This window comes from Stutzerimonas degradans, from assembly GCF_024448505.1.
In the GTDB taxonomy this organism is placed as follows: domain Bacteria; phylum Pseudomonadota; class Gammaproteobacteria; order Pseudomonadales; family Pseudomonadaceae; genus Stutzerimonas; species Stutzerimonas degradans.
On record NZ_JAMOHV010000007.1, the window covers coordinates 116822 to 131594 of the forward strand.

Annotated in this window: 12 protein-coding genes and 1 pseudogene; 8 read left to right on the top strand and 5 right to left on the bottom strand. The window is 66.6% G+C overall.

What is annotated here, in order from left to right; translation table 11 throughout:
* Window positions 1-49: 49 nt before the first annotated feature.
* The 5 genes from NAV27_RS11380 to NAV27_RS11400 all read right to left on the bottom strand — a co-directional run bounded on the left by NAV27_RS11380 (window position 50) and on the right by NAV27_RS11400 (window position 6377).
* Window positions 50-1216 carry an MFS transporter gene (locus tag NAV27_RS11380; RefSeq protein ID WP_102828324.1) on the bottom strand — a complete coding sequence of 389 codons (1167 nt, stop codon included), beginning with the start codon at window positions 1214-1216 and terminating at the stop codon, window positions 50-52.
* Window positions 1217-1444: 228 nt separating this feature from the next.
* The gene (locus NAV27_RS11385) at window positions 1445-3745 is read right to left on the bottom strand and encodes a TonB-dependent receptor (RefSeq protein ID WP_102828323.1); all 2301 of its coding nucleotides are present in this window, start codon (window positions 3743-3745) and stop codon (window positions 1445-1447) included.
* Window positions 3746-4016: 271 nt separating this feature from the next.
* Window positions 4017-4676: a response regulator gene (locus NAV27_RS11390; RefSeq protein ID WP_008567927.1), complete on the bottom strand. Its 660-nt coding sequence runs from the start codon at window positions 4674-4676 to the stop codon at window positions 4017-4019.
* Window positions 4673-5929 carry a HAMP domain-containing sensor histidine kinase gene (locus tag NAV27_RS11395; protein WP_102828322.1) on the bottom strand — a complete coding sequence of 419 codons (1257 nt, stop codon included), beginning with the start codon at window positions 5927-5929 and terminating at the stop codon, window positions 4673-4675. The genes NAV27_RS11390 and NAV27_RS11395 overlap by 4 nt, the downstream gene beginning before the upstream one ends.
* A gap of 10 nt (window positions 5930-5939) precedes the next feature.
* On the bottom strand, window positions 5940-6377 hold the full coding sequence (locus tag NAV27_RS11400) for a cupredoxin domain-containing protein (protein ID WP_102828321.1): 438 nt from the start codon (window positions 6375-6377) through the stop codon (window positions 5940-5942).
* 398 nt (window positions 6378-6775) lie between these two features.
* Here NAV27_RS11400 and NAV27_RS11405 point away from each other — a divergent pair, with 398 nt between their 5' ends.
* From NAV27_RS11405 to NAV27_RS11440, 8 genes and pseudogenes are all read left to right on the top strand, one after another.
* Window positions 6776-8947: a methyl-accepting chemotaxis protein gene (locus NAV27_RS11405; RefSeq protein WP_102828320.1), complete on the top strand. Its 2172-nt coding sequence runs from the start codon at window positions 6776-6778 to the stop codon at window positions 8945-8947.
* Between the two features lie 141 nt (window positions 8948-9088).
* Window positions 9089-10279 (top strand): ABC transporter substrate-binding protein, encoded by a 1191-nt coding sequence (locus tag NAV27_RS11410; RefSeq protein WP_102828319.1) that lies wholly within the window; start codon window positions 9089-9091, stop codon window positions 10277-10279.
* On the top strand, window positions 10276-10764 hold the full coding sequence (locus tag NAV27_RS11415) for a tetratricopeptide repeat protein (protein WP_102828318.1): 489 nt from the start codon (window positions 10276-10278) through the stop codon (window positions 10762-10764). Before NAV27_RS11410 ends, NAV27_RS11415 begins: the two co-directional genes overlap by 4 nt.
* A 34-nt stretch (window positions 10765-10798) precedes the next feature.
* Window positions 10799-11770 carry a YVTN family beta-propeller repeat protein gene (locus NAV27_RS11420; RefSeq protein WP_043295705.1) on the top strand — a complete coding sequence of 324 codons (972 nt, stop codon included), beginning with the start codon at window positions 10799-10801 and terminating at the stop codon, window positions 11768-11770.
* Complete coding sequence (locus tag NAV27_RS11425; protein WP_043295707.1) at window positions 11767-12504, top strand: ABC transporter ATP-binding protein; 738 nt, start codon at window positions 11767-11769, stop codon at window positions 12502-12504. The genes NAV27_RS11420 and NAV27_RS11425 overlap by 4 nt, the downstream gene beginning before the upstream one ends.
* Window positions 12501-13290: pseudogene (locus NAV27_RS11430) on the top strand (ABC transporter permease). Before NAV27_RS11425 ends, NAV27_RS11430 begins: the two are co-directional and overlap by 4 nt.
* A 104-nt stretch (window positions 13291-13394) precedes the next feature.
* Window positions 13395-13967: a PQQ-dependent catabolism-associated CXXCW motif protein gene (locus NAV27_RS11435; RefSeq protein WP_043295711.1), complete on the top strand. Its 573-nt coding sequence runs from the start codon at window positions 13395-13397 to the stop codon at window positions 13965-13967.
* A gap of 34 nt (window positions 13968-14001) precedes the next feature.
* Window positions 14002-14667 carry a response regulator transcription factor gene (locus tag NAV27_RS11440; protein WP_043295713.1) on the top strand — a complete coding sequence of 222 codons (666 nt, stop codon included), beginning with the start codon at window positions 14002-14004 and terminating at the stop codon, window positions 14665-14667.
* Window positions 14668-14773 lie beyond the last annotated feature (106 nt).

The window sequence follows — 14773 nt, forward strand, 5'->3', positions numbered from 1 at the left end:
GCTGGCAGCGCTGATCGACGAACGCGGCCAGAGCTGCGGCCGTTGCCGCTCAACCGAGACCACGCGCGGTCCGCTGCAGCAGTGACAGCGCACCGTACGCCAGCACGCCCAGCGCGGCCGACAGCCACAGTGCGCCGCTGCCGTAATCATCGATCAACAGCGCGAAGACGAACGGCGCGAAGGCCTGGGCGAAACGCGCCGGCACCATCAGCAGCCCCTGGCGCAGGCCATAACCGTGCGGGCCGAAGATCACCAGCGGCAAGGTGCCCTTGGCGATGGTCAGGATGCCGTTGCCACCGCCGTGCAACAGGGCAAACCCGGTGGTCGCCGGTGCGCCGAACAGCATCACGCCGAGCGCACCGATGGGATGCGCGATGGCCGCCAGGCGTGCCGAGAGCAGCGGATGGAATCGCTGCAGCAAAACGAATTCCAGACAGCGCGCACCGACCTGCGCCGGCCCGACCAGCGCCGCGACGGCGATGGCCGCAGCCGCCGACAGCCCGGACTCCTGCAGCAGTCGCGGCAGGTGCGCCGCCATCGCCGTGCTGACGAACCAGGTGGCCGCGAAAACGAACGCCAGCAGCCCCATGGTCAGGCCGACGCCGGCAGGTTCCTGCACAGGCTTGTCGCCCGGCGGCGATGCGGGCTGGATACCCAGCGGAATCATCAGCCGGTTCAGCGGCAGACCGAGGACGATATGCGCCCCGGCCCAGACCAGGCAGGTGCCACGCCAGCCGAGCGCAGCCTCCAGCCAGCCGCTGATCGGCCAGCACACGGTACTGGCGAATCCGGCAAGCAAGGTAATCCCGGTGATCGCACCGCGCGCATCGCGGCCGTAGATGCCGGTGAGTGTGGAGAACGCCGACTCGTAAAGCCCCAGCGCCATGCCGATGCCGATCACCAGCCAGCCGAGCCAGAGCATCAGCGGCCCGTTCGCAAGGCCGAGGGTCGCCAGCCCTGCCGCGAAGACCAGACTGGAAAGCGCCAGCACATCACGCCCGCCGTGATGGTCGATGCGCTTGCCGCACAGCGGCCCGAGAACGGCCGTCACCACCAGCGCCAGGGAAAATGCGGCGAACACGGTGCCGGTGGCCAGGCCCAGCTCGCGCGCCATCGGCTCGGCGAGAATCGCTGGCAGGTAGTAGGTCGAGCCCCAGGCCAGCGTCTGCGCGCTGCCGAGTGCGAACACGACGCGCAGGCGCGACGAGCTGATCAACGCGTCTGGCCTGCCGCAGTCAGGTGTGACGACCTGGAACGGCGGATGACTGCACAAGCGTGGTTCATTGGGGCTCCGCTGGTCGCGCCGCACAGGATGGCGGCCAAGCACACCAGCATACGCAGTCTGCCGTGACTTTTTTGCGTCACGCCTGACACATCGCCCCGCAAAGCCGGCAAGCCGGACGCAAAAGACCCGTACGGTCTGCACGGGCCTTTATCCGTTCAGCTACAGCGCGTCCCATTGGTAGCGCACGCCCAGCCAGCCCGCGCGGGGTGCACCGGGGGCGATGAACTGCTCGTGGCGCCAGCCGTCCGGGTCGTCGGCGAAGGCGTTGCCGGCGCCGACGAAGGGGTTCTCCGCCAGCGCGCCGCTGGTGGCGTAACGCTTGTCGAACAGGTTGTCGACGCGTCCGAACAGCGTCCAGTCGCGGGCGAAACGGTAGTCGGCGGTGAGGTTGAGCACCGCGTAGCCCGGCAGCTTGCCACTGCCCTCGAACTCGCCGCTCGCCTGGTGGCGGTTGTTCTCGTTGCCGCGCACGTACTGTCCGGAATAGGCCAGCAACGTGGTGCCCAGGCGCAGGCGCTCGTTCAGGTTCCAGTCCAGGCCGAGCTTGAGATTGTGCTTGGGCAAGCCCGGCAGGTGGTCGCCGCTGGCGATACGGATTTCGTCATCCGGGCAGCCACCCTCGCCTTCGGTGCTGTTGTTCTCGGCGAGGATGCATGCCGAGGAGCGGAACGTCGCCTGCAGGTAGGTGTAATCCGCGCGCCAGTCGAATGCACCGTAGCTGCCGTTCAGCCCCAGCTCGATACCCTGGCGCCGGGTGCGGCCGAAGTTGGTGAAATAGCCCTGGCTGCCACCGGTGCCGACGAACAGCAGGTCGTCGTGGTTCATGCTGCGAAACGCGGTGACGTTCCACTCCGCCCCGCCGGCCAGCTGTCCGCGCACGCCGAGTTCGAGGGTACGGGTGACCACCTGCTCGAGGAACGGGTCGGCGGCCATCGCGTTGGGCAGGCTGCAGGGGTTCTGCGGATCGGCGCAGCCCAGCTCGATCGGCGTGGGCGCGCGATTGCCCTGCGAGAAGCCGCCATAGACGGTCAGCGCCGGTTGCAGCTGCCAGGCGAAACCCAGTGCCGGGTTGAGCTTGCGATAGGTGAAGTCGCCGTCGAGGTCATCGCCCATGCGATCGCTGTTGACCACGCGTGTGCGGTTGTAGCGCAGCGAGCCAGTCAGCTGCAGCGCCTCGGTCAGCGCCCAGGTGTCGGTTGCGTAAAGGCTGGAGGTGCGTGTACGACCGAGCAGGCTGTTGGCCTGTTCCTCGTCCTCGGTGGGCAGGATGCCGCGCTCGTCGGTCAGCTCGCCGCCCTGCTCGCTCTGGTGAAAGCTGGCGCGGGTGTTGTCATGCGACAGGCCGAAGGCGAACTGGTGATCGCCGGCATAACGCGTCCACTGCAAGGCCAGGCCGTAGGCGCGCTGCGCGGTGCGGGTACGGTTGAGCACGCCGCTTTGCGGGCCTTCGCCGATAAAGCCGGCGTCTTCCCACTCCTCGTACTCGTCTTCGTACTCGTCGTTGCCGTCACCGTTCAGCGTCGCGGTGCGGGTACGGCGCAGATAAACGGTGCCGGACAGCCGATCGGCATCGCTCAGCCAGTGACTGGCCGACAGCGCCATCAGATGGCTGCGGTTTTCGGTCTGGTCGGGATGGGTGAAGATCGCGTCGTGATCGCGGTCATGCATGCTCTCGGGCAGCAGGCCGTTGCCGATCAGGTCGTTGTCGGCGTGCGCCAGGGTCAGCGCGATGTCGGTGGTCGCGGTGGTCCAGGCGAACTTGCCGAACAGCTGGCCGACATCCGATGGCGAGTGATCGCGCCAGCCATCCTCCTCCATGCCCTCGGCCGCCAGATACCAGGAAAATTCTTCGTGCTGGCCGCCGTGCTGCACCGCGCCACCCTTGCGCCCGAACGAGCCGGCGTAAACCTCGGCGGAACCGCCGGGATGGGTGTCGCCGCGCTTGGTCTGCAACGCCAGCGCACCACCCAGGGTGTTCAGGCCGTACAACGGGTTGGAGCCGGGCACCAGCGCCATGTCGGCGATGGCGCTGCGGGGAATCAGGTCCCAGTGCACCACGTCGCCGAAGGCCTCGTTGACCCGCACGCCGTCGAGAAATACCGACAGACCCTGGGCGGTGCCCAACAGCGGCGATGCGGTGAAGCCGCGGTAGTTGAGGTCAGCCTGGTACGGGTTGCCCTGGGTCTCGTTCAGATTGACGCTCGGCAGCTCGCGCTGCAGCGCTTCGGCGAGCGACTGGCCGCCGAGCTTGCGCAGTTGCGCCTCGTCCAGCGTCTGGACGTTGGCCGGCAGGCGATCCTTGGACAGACCGATACCTGGCAACGGTGTGGTGGCGACGATTTCTTCGCTGGCCAGTTCGAACGGCTCGGCGGCATGCGCCATACCTGGCAGCAGGCTGGCGATGGCGAGCGAAAGCAGCGTACGCCGGGGCAACCCGCGGCGGCAGACCTGATACGACATGGATATTCCTTGTTGTTGTGCGGCGAATCGAACGGATCACGGCTGCATGCTGGCAACCTGCCAGACCGATTATCGAAAGCCGCCGAGTCGCGCCGACAGGGAAGAATTCCCGGTTCGCCCGGGAAAATTTCCCGAATCGCCGGCACTTGGTCGTACGACCGATGGCGCGGTACGGACCAAGACCTGCGTGGCGGCCAGGCGCGCGCAGGCCGCCCGCCTGCGGCGGCAGGCGGGTTCGCGAACAGGAAACAGTCGGGGGCGTGGCGGGGGCTCAGGCCTCGCAGAGCATGCGTTCGCCGACGCGCAGCAGGCCCTGATCGATGGCCAGGTGCACCAGCTCCGCCTGGGAGCTGACGTCCAGCTTGCTCTTGAGCAGAGCCATGTGATTGGAGACGGTCTTGCTGCTGATGCACAGCCGCTCGGCGATCTCGCGGTTGCCGATGCCACGGGCGAGCATGATGAAGATCTCCATCTCGCGCGGGGTCATCTCGGCCAGACGGCCCTGCATCGGTGAGGTGCTGGGACGCTGGCGGGCCAGTGCAGTGGCCAGCGGCTGCTCGATGAAGGGCTGACCGGCAAGCACCTTGCGCACTGCCTCGACCAGCACGTCCGGCGCGCAGCGTTTGGTCAGGTAGCCGGACGCCCCGGCATCCAGCGCCTGGCGTACCAGCGCCAGTTCGTCATGCATGCTGAAGATCAGCACCGGCAGCAGCGGCAGGCGCTGGCGCAGGCGCCGGCAGGTCTCCAGCCCGCTGATGCCAGGCAGCCCGAGGTCCAGCACGACGAGGCTGGGAATTTCCTCCTGCACGCGTTGCAGCGCCAGTTCACCGCTCTCGGCCTCGGTCACCACCACCTCGGGCAGCAGCGCGGTCAGCAGGCTGGCGTAGCCCTGGCGCACCACCGCGTGATCGTCCACCAGCAGGATTTTCATGCTGTCGCTCCTTTACACGGCAGGTTGAGATAAAGCGTCCAGCCCCGTCCCGGGCAGTGCCGCAAACGCAGGTTGGCGCCGAGGCAGCGAGCCCGCTCGCGCATCGAACGCAGACCGACCCCGGCACGCTGCGGCGGCTCGCCGTGGCCGTCGTCACGCAACAGCACACGCAGCCCATGCGCGCCGCCGCGCAGGCGCAGACGCACGCAACGGGCCTGCGCGTGGCGCGCGACATTGGTCAGCGCCTCCTGCAGCAGGCGGTACAGGTGCAGCTTGTCCTCGGTGGTGAACGCCGGAATCGCTCCGCACAGCTGGAGGTGGCATTCGATGCCCTGCGCACCCTGCCATTGCTCGACCAACTGGCCGACGGCCTCTTCCAGCGGCAGGTGTTCGAGCATCACCGGATAGAGATCGCGCACCAGCGTGCGAAACCCGTTCTGCAGATCGAGGCTGTGGCGTTCCAGATGCGCCGCGGTTTCACGCACCGCATCCGGCTGCTCGGCCTGGATGCGCAGCAGGCAGGCGCGGGCGCGAATGCCGGCGACGTACTGGCCGAGATCGTCATGCATCACCTGCGCCAGACGGGTGCGTTCGCGCTCCTGCAGTTCCAGCAGCGTGCCGGTGAGCCGCGCGTTCGCCGCCTCGGCCTCCTCCAGCGCGCCGGCCATCTGGTTGAAATGCCCGGCCAGCCGGCGTGCCTCCGGCAGCCGCCGCGCGACCAGCCGCGTGGCCAGCTGCCCGCGGGAAATCTGCCGCAGGCCGCCAAGCAGGTCTTCCAGCACGCCGAGCGCATGGCCGACCGCCCAGCGTATGGTCAGCAGGCTCAGCGCCAGCGCCAGGCCGAACAGGGCGAGCAGCTGTAACAGCGAATCCCAGACCTCTTCCACTTCGTCGTCGGGATTGACCGCCAGGCGAATCTGCTCGCCGTTGGCCCGTTCGATGACGCGCGCCGGCATCACCTGCGGGTACAACCAACGGCTCAGCCAGGGTCGATCGGATGGGCCGGCCGGCTGCTGATTGCCAGCCGTCACCCGTTCGATGCGGATATGCCGCAGGCTTCGCTCCAGACCGGCGGCCAGTGCCTGCGGCTCGTCGCGCAGACTCACCGCCAGGTAATCCACGACCTGCTGCGCGGCATCGAGCTCGCGCTGCACGTCATGCGCGGCCTGGCGCAGCAGCACGGCCGTGCAGACCAGCGTCACGGCGACGAAGAACAGCGCCACCAGCAGGTAGGTACGCCTGAGCGCACTCATGAGCGCGTCGTCACTTGATCACGAAGCGCCCTTCCATGCCCTTGTTCTGCAGGCCCTTGCAGTAGAACGGGTAGGTGCCGGGCTTGACCGGCAGGAAGAAGATTTCCGCCTCGCCGGCATCCTCGAACTCCAGCTCGACCAGCGTGACCGCCTTGATCTCCACCCCGCCGGCCTCGACCTTGCGCAGGAAGATCGACTGGGCGAACTCCGGCGCCTGGAAGGCGCACTCCTTCTGCCCGTCGGCAATCACCTTGAGCTGGTAGGCGACGCCCGTCTCCAGCTGGTACTCCTTCTGCGAGACGGCGTAATCGCTTTCTTCGGAGCCGAACTTGAGGTCCGGCAGCGCCTGGGTGCGCCGTGTGAGATCGCCGGCGGCCTGGCTCTGATCGAAACCGAGCAGGCTGCCGATAAACAGCAGATTGAGCAGCATGGCTTTGCATGTGGGCATGGCGATGGCCTCTTTATTGTTTTGGATGCCCCATCCTAGGCACCCGCGCGTCAACCACCCTCCTACCTTGGTACCGATCCGGCGCCGCCGCCCGCGTCCGCCGACGCGCATTGGAAAGGAAAAACGACGGAGTCCGAGAGCGATCCGATCCGTTGTCATCCGCTGCGCCCCGCAGCGCCACGCCTGCGGTGGCCCCCGCCCGAACCCGCACCGAAGGCCGCATCGCACGTACCGCTACTAACGCAGCAGTACCAAGGTAGCGATCAACTTATCAGCCGCCACGCCGCCACATTCGGGCACTCGGGATGCCGTTTTGCCATCGGCGATCTTCGGCCGCACTTCGGCGTTCAGGCACGCCCCCGCAGGTTCTTTTGCATTGCTCAGGAGTAGGAACCGTCATGACACTCAGGTCCATACAACAGCGAATCGCGCTCATCGGCGGGCTATGCCTGCTCGCAACGGCGGGCATACTCATTGGCTACAGCGTCTATCTCGCAAGCTCCACGCAGCAACTGGTGTCGAACCGCGTCAGCCAGCAAGCGCAGGATGAGGCGCTGCAAACCCTGCAACACCTCGGCGGCAAGTACGCAGGGGAAATCCGCGCGGAATTCACCAAGGCGCTGGAAGCCGCCCGCGGCATGGCCACGACCTTCGCCGTCGCGAAGATGGGCGCGGCCGACAATGGCGGCCTCGAGATCGGCCGCGACCAGGTCAATGCCGTCCTGCTGAACGTGCTCAAGAGTTACCCGGACTTCAACGGCACCTACTCGTGCTGGGAGCCGGACGCCATCGACGGCCAGGACGCGCTGTTCGCCGGTACGCAGAATGGCAACAACGACCAGACCGGGCGCTTCACGCCCTACTGGACGCGCGGCGCAGACGGCAAGATCGCCGTCCAGCCGCTGGTCGAATACGACACCATGGACAAGCACCCGAATGGCGTGCTGAAGGGCGGCTGGTATATCGGCCCGAAGGAGAACCGGCGCGAAAGCGTGCTCGGCCCGCTGCCCTACATCGTGCAGGGCAAGCAGGTGTGGCTGGCGACGCTTTCCGTACCCATCGTGGTCAACGGGCGCTTCATGGGCGTGGCGGGCACCGACTACAACCTCGATTTCGTGCAGAAGATCAGCCAGGAAGTCTCCGGCAAGCTGTTCGACGGCCAGGGCGAGGTGGCGATCATCAGCGATCAGGGTCTGGTCGTCGCGGAAAGCCGCCATCCCAACCTGATCGGCGAACACTTCAAGCAGGTGCTGCCCGATGACTGGCAAGCCGCGCTCGGCTCCATCCAGAAAGGCGAAGAGCTGGCACGGCTGGACGACAGCGGCATGGTGATCGTCTTCGCGCCCATCGCGCTCGGCCGGACCGGCAAGCCGTGGTCGATGATGCTCAAGATCGACAAAGACATCGTGCTGGCAAAAGCCGCCGCCCTCGAAGCGGAAATGCAGACTCAGAGCAGCCGGAGCATGCTGCAACAGATCGGCGTCGGGGTGTTCATCTCGCTGCTCGCGGTCATCGCGCTGTGGATCTCCTCGCGCTCGGTGGCGCTGCCGATCCGCAAGGCGGCGCAGCTCGCTGGCGCGATACAGCGCGGCGACTTTTCGCAACGCCTCGCACACCGCTCGGCGGACGAAGTGGGTCAGCTTTCCGCCAGCCTCGACCGCATGGCCGAGAGCCTGCAGCAACAGGTGCATGTCGCCGAGCGCATTTCCCAGGGCGATCTAACGGTGGACGTGCGCCTGGCCTCGGACGGCGACCAGCTCGGCCTGGCACTGCGGCGAATGGTCGACAACCTCAACGAACTGGTCTCCCAGGTGCAGCTCAGCTCGGCGCTGATCAACGACAAGGCCGGCGAAGTGACGCGCCTGAGCCATGACCTGTCCGGGGGCGCGACGGAGTCGGCCTCGGCGGTCACCGAGATCAGCGCCACCATCAACCAGATGGCTTCGCAGATCCGCCAGACTTCCGAGTACGCCGGCGAGGCCAATTCGCTGTCGCGCCACTCCGAACAATCCGCGCGTGGCGGCAATGAACTCATGGCGACGCTCAAGGGCGCGATGCAGGAAATCAACCAGTCCGGCCAGGACATCACCAACATCATCCGCGCCATCGAGGAGATTGCCACCCAGACCAACCTGCTGGCCCTCAACGCAGCGATCGAGGCGGCGCGTGCCGGCGAGCACGGACGCGGCTTCGCGGTGGTGGCCGATGAAGTCCGCCAGCTGGCTGCCCGCAGCGCCGAAGCGGCGCAGCGCTCCACCCGCCTGATTCAGGAATCCAACGCGCGGACCGTCAAGGGCATGGAGCTCACCGACGAAACCGCCCAGGCGCTGGAAGCGATCGTCCAGGGCGCCGCGCAGGTCTCGCAGCTGGTCGATGAGATCGCCTCCGCCTCCAGCCAGCAGGCGTCCGGCATCGAACAGGTCAGCCTGGCCATCGAGCAGATCGATCAGGTCGTGCACCACAACAGCAGCAACTCCGAGCAGTCGACCCAGGCCGCGCAGGAGCTGACGCAACAGGCCCAGCAGATGATCGTGCAGGTCGGTCGTTTTACCGTCAGACGCGCCCGCTGAGCACCCGAGCGGCACCCCTCGCGGGTGCCGCTTCGATCTGTCGCATTTCTACGACCTTGGTACACCACGACTGGTACTTTCTGCATATTCCCCCCTGGTGGAGCGCTTCCTATGCTGCCCGCAAGCCTCAGGAGTCGCCCCATGCATCCATTCGCGTTCCATGCCGCGGTCTGTCTGATCGCCCTCGCCTGCGCCGACGCGTTCGCCGCGCCGGCCGCGCCCGAGCCGCTGGAGGTACGCATCGGCTACCTGGGCTATCGGCCCGATCCGGGGCCGCTGCTGTCCAACGTCATACCCGAGCCGGAAGACGCCGGCCTGCGCGGCGCCGAGCTGGCCATCGTCGACAGCAACAGCACCGGACGCTTCCTCAAGCATCACTACCGGCTCGATTCCGCCACCAGCGAAACACCCGAAGCGCTGCTCGAGCAGGCCGCGCGGCTGCACGCCGACGGCCTGCGCCTGTTCGTGGTCAACGCCCCGGTCGACACGCTGCGCCAGCTGTCCGCGGCGCTGCCCGACAGCCTGCTGTACAACGCCGGCAGCGCCGACGATGCGCTGCGCAGCCAGAGCTGCCTGAACAACGTGCTGCACACCCTGCCCAGTCGCAGCATGCTGGCCGATTCCCTCGGCCAGTTTCTCGCCGCGCGGCGCTGGAACCGCTGGCTGCTGATCAGCGGGCCTACCGCGGAAGATCAGGCCTACGCCGACGCGCTGCGCCGTGCGGCCAAGCGTTTCGGCCACAAGATCGTCGCGGAGAAACCCTGGAGCTTCGAGAACGACCAGCGCCGCACGGCGCAGGCCGACATGCCGCTGTTCACCCAGACCACCGAGTACGACGTGGTCGTAGTGGCCGACGAACGCGGCGATTTCGGCGAGTACGTGCCCTATCACACCTGGTATCCGCGCCCGGTCGCCGGGACCCAGGGGCTGACGCCCACCGGCTGGCACAAGACCGTGGAAACCTATGGCGCCGCACAGCTGCAGAAGCGTTTCGAGGCGCACGCCGGGCGCTGGATGAACGACCGCGATTTCGCCGCCTGGATGGCGGTGCGCAGCCTCGCGGCCGCGGTGACCAAACTGCGTACCGCCGAGGTGACGACGATCCGTCAGCTGTCGCTGAGCGATGAGCTGCCGCTCGATGGCTTCAAGGGTCGCAAGCTGAGCTTCCGCTCGTGGAACGGCCAGCTGCGCCAACCGATCCCGCTGGTCCACCCGCGCGCGCTGGTCTCCACCTCGCCGCAGGACGGTTTTCTGCACCCCACCAGCGAGCTGGACACCCTGGGCTTCGACGCCCCCGAGAGCCGCTGCCGGCTGAACGAGGCCCAACCATGAAGCGCCTTCCCGTGGCCGCCCTGCTGGCATTGGCCGCCCTGCCCGGCACCTCGGCGCTCGCCGACGAACTGGGCTACGAGGCCTATGTCGACAGCCCCAAGCGCATCAAATGCCTGTACGGCTACGTCACCGCCAAGACCGGCAATTTCGAGGCGGCCAAGGCCATCTTCGAGGACTGCGTCGCGCGCTGGAACGACGTCTACTCGCTGATCTCGCTGGCGCAGATGTACGAGAGCGGCAACGGCGTGGAGCAGGACCTGTCCAAGTCCGCCGCGCTGCTCAAACAGGGCGCCGAACAACCCGACGACGCCAGCTACGTGAGCCTGGCGCGCTATCACTGGGGCGTCGCGCTGGCCGAAGGCCGCGGTGTGGAGGCCGACCGCGTCGCTGCGCGCGACTGGCTGCAACGCGCCGCCGCCGGCGGGCAGAGCGAAGCCGACGAATACCTGCTGCGCCTGGATGCCACCCGCGCGCCGGCCCGCTGACACGCCCACGCCTATAACAACAAAGGACTCCCTCATGCCCAGAACCCTGCTTGCCTCCGCCATCGCCTGCGCCCTGAGCTGCCTGGCCGGCTCCGCCCTGGCCGCCACCGCGTACGTTTCCAACGAGAAGGATGACAGCATCAGCGTCATCGACCTGGACAAGATGGAAACGGTCGAAACCCTCGAAGTCGGCATGCGTCCGCGCGGGCTGACCCTCTCGCACGACAACAAGCTGCTCTACATCTGCGCCAGCGATTCGGACACCGTGCAGGTGATGGACCTGGCCACGCGGCAGATCATCAAGCAGCTGCCGTCCGGTGCCGACCCGGAGCAGTTCGCCCTGCACCCCAACAACAAGTGGCTGTACATCTCCAACGAGGACGATGCACTGGTAACGGTGGTCGACGTCGACAAGGAAGAGGTGCTGGCACAGATCGACGTCGGTGTCGAACCCGAGGGCATGGCGGTCAGCCCGGACGGCAAGTGGGCGGTCAACACCAGTGAAACCACCAACATGCTGCACTGGATCGATACCGCTACCAACCAGCTGGTGGACAACACCCTGGTCGACCAGCGCCCGCGGCACGTCGAGTTCACTAAGGACAGCAAGACCCTCTGGGCCTCGGCCGAAATCGGCGGCACGGTCAGCGTGGTCGACGTGGACAAGCGCGAAATCCTCAAGACCCTGACCTTCAAGATCAAGGGCGTCCACCCGGACAAGGTCCAGCCGGTGGGCATCAAGCTCACCTCCGACGGCAAATACGCCTTCGTCGCGCTCGGCCCGGCCAACCACATCGCCGTGGTGGATGCGAAGACCTACGAGGTGCTGGATTACCTGCTGGTCGGCCGGCGAGTCTGGCACATGGCGTTCAATCCCGATGAAAGCCTGCTGCTGACCACCAACGGCGTGAGCAGCGACGTGTCGGTCATCGATGTCGCCAAGCTCAAGGTGACCAAGTCGATCAAGGTCGGCCGCTATCCGTGGGGCGTGGTGGTTGCGCCATGAACGCGCTGGAAGTCGAGGGCGTCCGCTTCGCCTACGGGCCGCGGCAGGCGCTCGACGACGTTACCTTCGCCACCAGCGCGGGGCGCTTTACCGCCCTGCTCGGCCCCAACGGCGCAGGCAAGTCGACGCTGATCGCCCTGCTGACGCGGCTGTACGACCTGCAGCACGGCGCCATCCGCATCGCCGGTGCCAGCCTGCGTCAGCAACCGCGCGAGGCGCTGCGCCGGCTCGGCGTGGTGTTTCAGCAGAGCACGCTGGACCTGGACCTGACCGTGGAGCAGAACCTGCGCTACCACGCCGCGCTGCACGGCATGCCGCGCGTGCTGGCCACCGAGCGCATCGAGCGCGAACTGGAGCGCCAGCAGCTCGGCGAGCGCCGCAAGAGCAAGGTACGCGAGCTCAACGGCGGTCATCGCCGGCGCGTCGAGATCGCCCGCGCGCTGCTGCACAAGCCCAGCCTGCTGCTGCTCGACGAAGCCAGCGCCGGTCTCGATCCGGCCAGCCGCCAGGCGCTCAACCGACATGTACGCGAGCTGTGCCGCACGGAGGGCATGAGCGTGCTGTGGACCACACACCTGCTCGATGAAGTTCAGACGGACGACGACCTGCTCATTCTCAACCGCGGCCGGCTGGTCGCGCAGGGCCGGGCCGACACCCTCGCTCAGGGTGATGCCAGCCTGGAACAGACCTTCGACCGCCTGACCCGTAATCCCGCAGCGGAGCCTTCCTCATGAGCCTGTACTGGGAATGCCTGCGCGGCATCGTGCTGCGCGAATGGCTGCGCTTCGTTCAGCAGCGTTCACGCTTCTTCAGCGCGCTGGTGCGACCGCTGCTGTGGCTGGTGGTTCGCCGCCGGTTTTCGCGCCGCACTGGGCATCGCCATCATCGAGCCGTACGACACCTACATCACCTACGAGACCTACATCGTTCCCGGTCTGGCCTGCATGATCCTGCTGTTCAACGGCATGCAGGGTTCGCTGTCGATGGTCTACGACCGCGAGATGGGCAGCATGCGCGTGCTGCTCACCAGCCCGCTGCCGCGCGGTTTCCTGCTGGCGAGCAAGCTGTTGGCCACGGCGTTGATTTCGCTGCTGCAGGTCTACGCCTTCCTCGCCATCGCCTGGGTGTATGGCGTGCAGCCGCCGCCGCTCGGCCTGCTGACTGCCCTGCCCGCGCTGCTGCTGGTGGCGCTGCTGCTCAGCGCGCTGGGGCTGCTGCTGTCCAACGGCATCCGCCAGCTGGAGAACTTCGCCGGCGTGATGAATTTCGTCATCTTCCCGATGTTCTTCCTTTCCTCGGCGCTGTATCCGCTGTGGAAGATGCGCGAGGCCAGCGAGTGGCTGTACTGGGTCTGCGCGGTCAATCCGTTCACCCATGCGGTGGAGCTGGTGCGCTACGGGCTGTACCAGCGCCTCGAACCGACGGCGATGGCCGTGTGCGTCGGCCTGACGGTGCTGTTCAGCCTGCTGGCGGTGGCCAGTTTCAATCCGCAGCATGCGGCGCTGCGGCGCTCGGCATAAGGCAACCGGTACTTTGGTACTGGTTGGCGCGTCCATCGTAGGATTTCAAAGACACCTCCTTTGCTCTGTAATCGACCCCACCGACGTACGGAGAACAAAGATAAATGCCCAGGTCGTTGCTGCCCCTGCTGTTCGTCGCCCTCACCGGGATCGGCCTGAGTCCGCTCGCTAGCGCGACCGAAGACCCGGCACTGTTCTCCGCCGATGGCTACCGCCAGACGCAATACCGCAGCCCCACCCCGGCGACCGCCGAAGGCGCGCAAACGGTGGATACCGCGACGCTCCAACGCCTGCTCGCCGAGCGCTCCGACATGCTGTTGGTGGATGTCTACCGCCGCCAATGGCTGGCCGGCCAGTTCATCGACAACGAGGCGCACGCCAACCTGCCGGGCAGTGTCTGGCTGGCCAACACCGGCGACGGCTCGCTCACACCGCAATGGGCGGACTATTTCAGCAAGAACCTGGCACGCATTACCGAGGGCGACCTGCAACGGCCGCTGGTGTTCTACTGCCGCTCCGACTGCTGGCTGGGCTGGAATGCCACCCGGCGCGCCCGTGCGCTGGGCTACACCGACCTGTACTGGTACCGTGACGGCATTGATGGCTGGGAGCAGGCTGGTCTGCCGCTGCACCCTGCGACCCCTGAGCCCGTGCAGAGCAGCCAGCACGCTGACTAAGCTCACCATAATCAAAACAAAGAGGTGACCGGCCTTGTACAAGATTCTGATTGCCGACGACCATCCGCTGTTTCGCGAGGCCATTCACAACGTCATCCGCGACGGTTTTCCGGACAGCGAAATCCTGGAAACCGCCGACCTCGACAGCGCCCTGGCGCTGACCCAGGAGCATGACGACCTCGATCTGGTGCTGCTCGACCTGAACATGCCCGGCATGCACGGGCTGAACGGCCTGATCAACCTGCGCAACGAGGCGCCAACCATCCCGGTGGTGATCGTTTCCGCCGAACAGGACAAGCAGATCGTGCTGCAGGCCATCACCTATGGCGCGGTCGGCTTCATCACCAAATCCTCACCGCGCGCGCAGATGACCGAAGCCATCGAGCAGATCCTCAACGGTAACGTCTACCTGCCTTCGGACATCATCCGTAGCCAAAAGGCCACCAGCCGCCATACCCATCACAGCGAACCGTCGATCCCGCCGGAGCTGCTGCAGGCGCTGACGCGCAAGCAGCTGCTGGTGCTGGAACGCATGACCAAGGGCGAGTCGAACAAGCAGATCGCCTACAACCTCGACATCGCCGAAACCACCGTGAAGGCGCATGTCTCGGCGATCCTGCGCAAGCTCAACGTGCACAACCGCGTGCAGGCGATCCTCTCGGCCGGCGATATCGATTTCACCGCGTACCTGCGGCGCTGAACGGCGCCGTAGCGCGCAACGCCAGCCACGAGCCGGCGAGCAAACATGCGGCTTCCCGATGAACGAAGCCCGGCATGACGACGCGACGCTAAGCAACCCCTCCGAA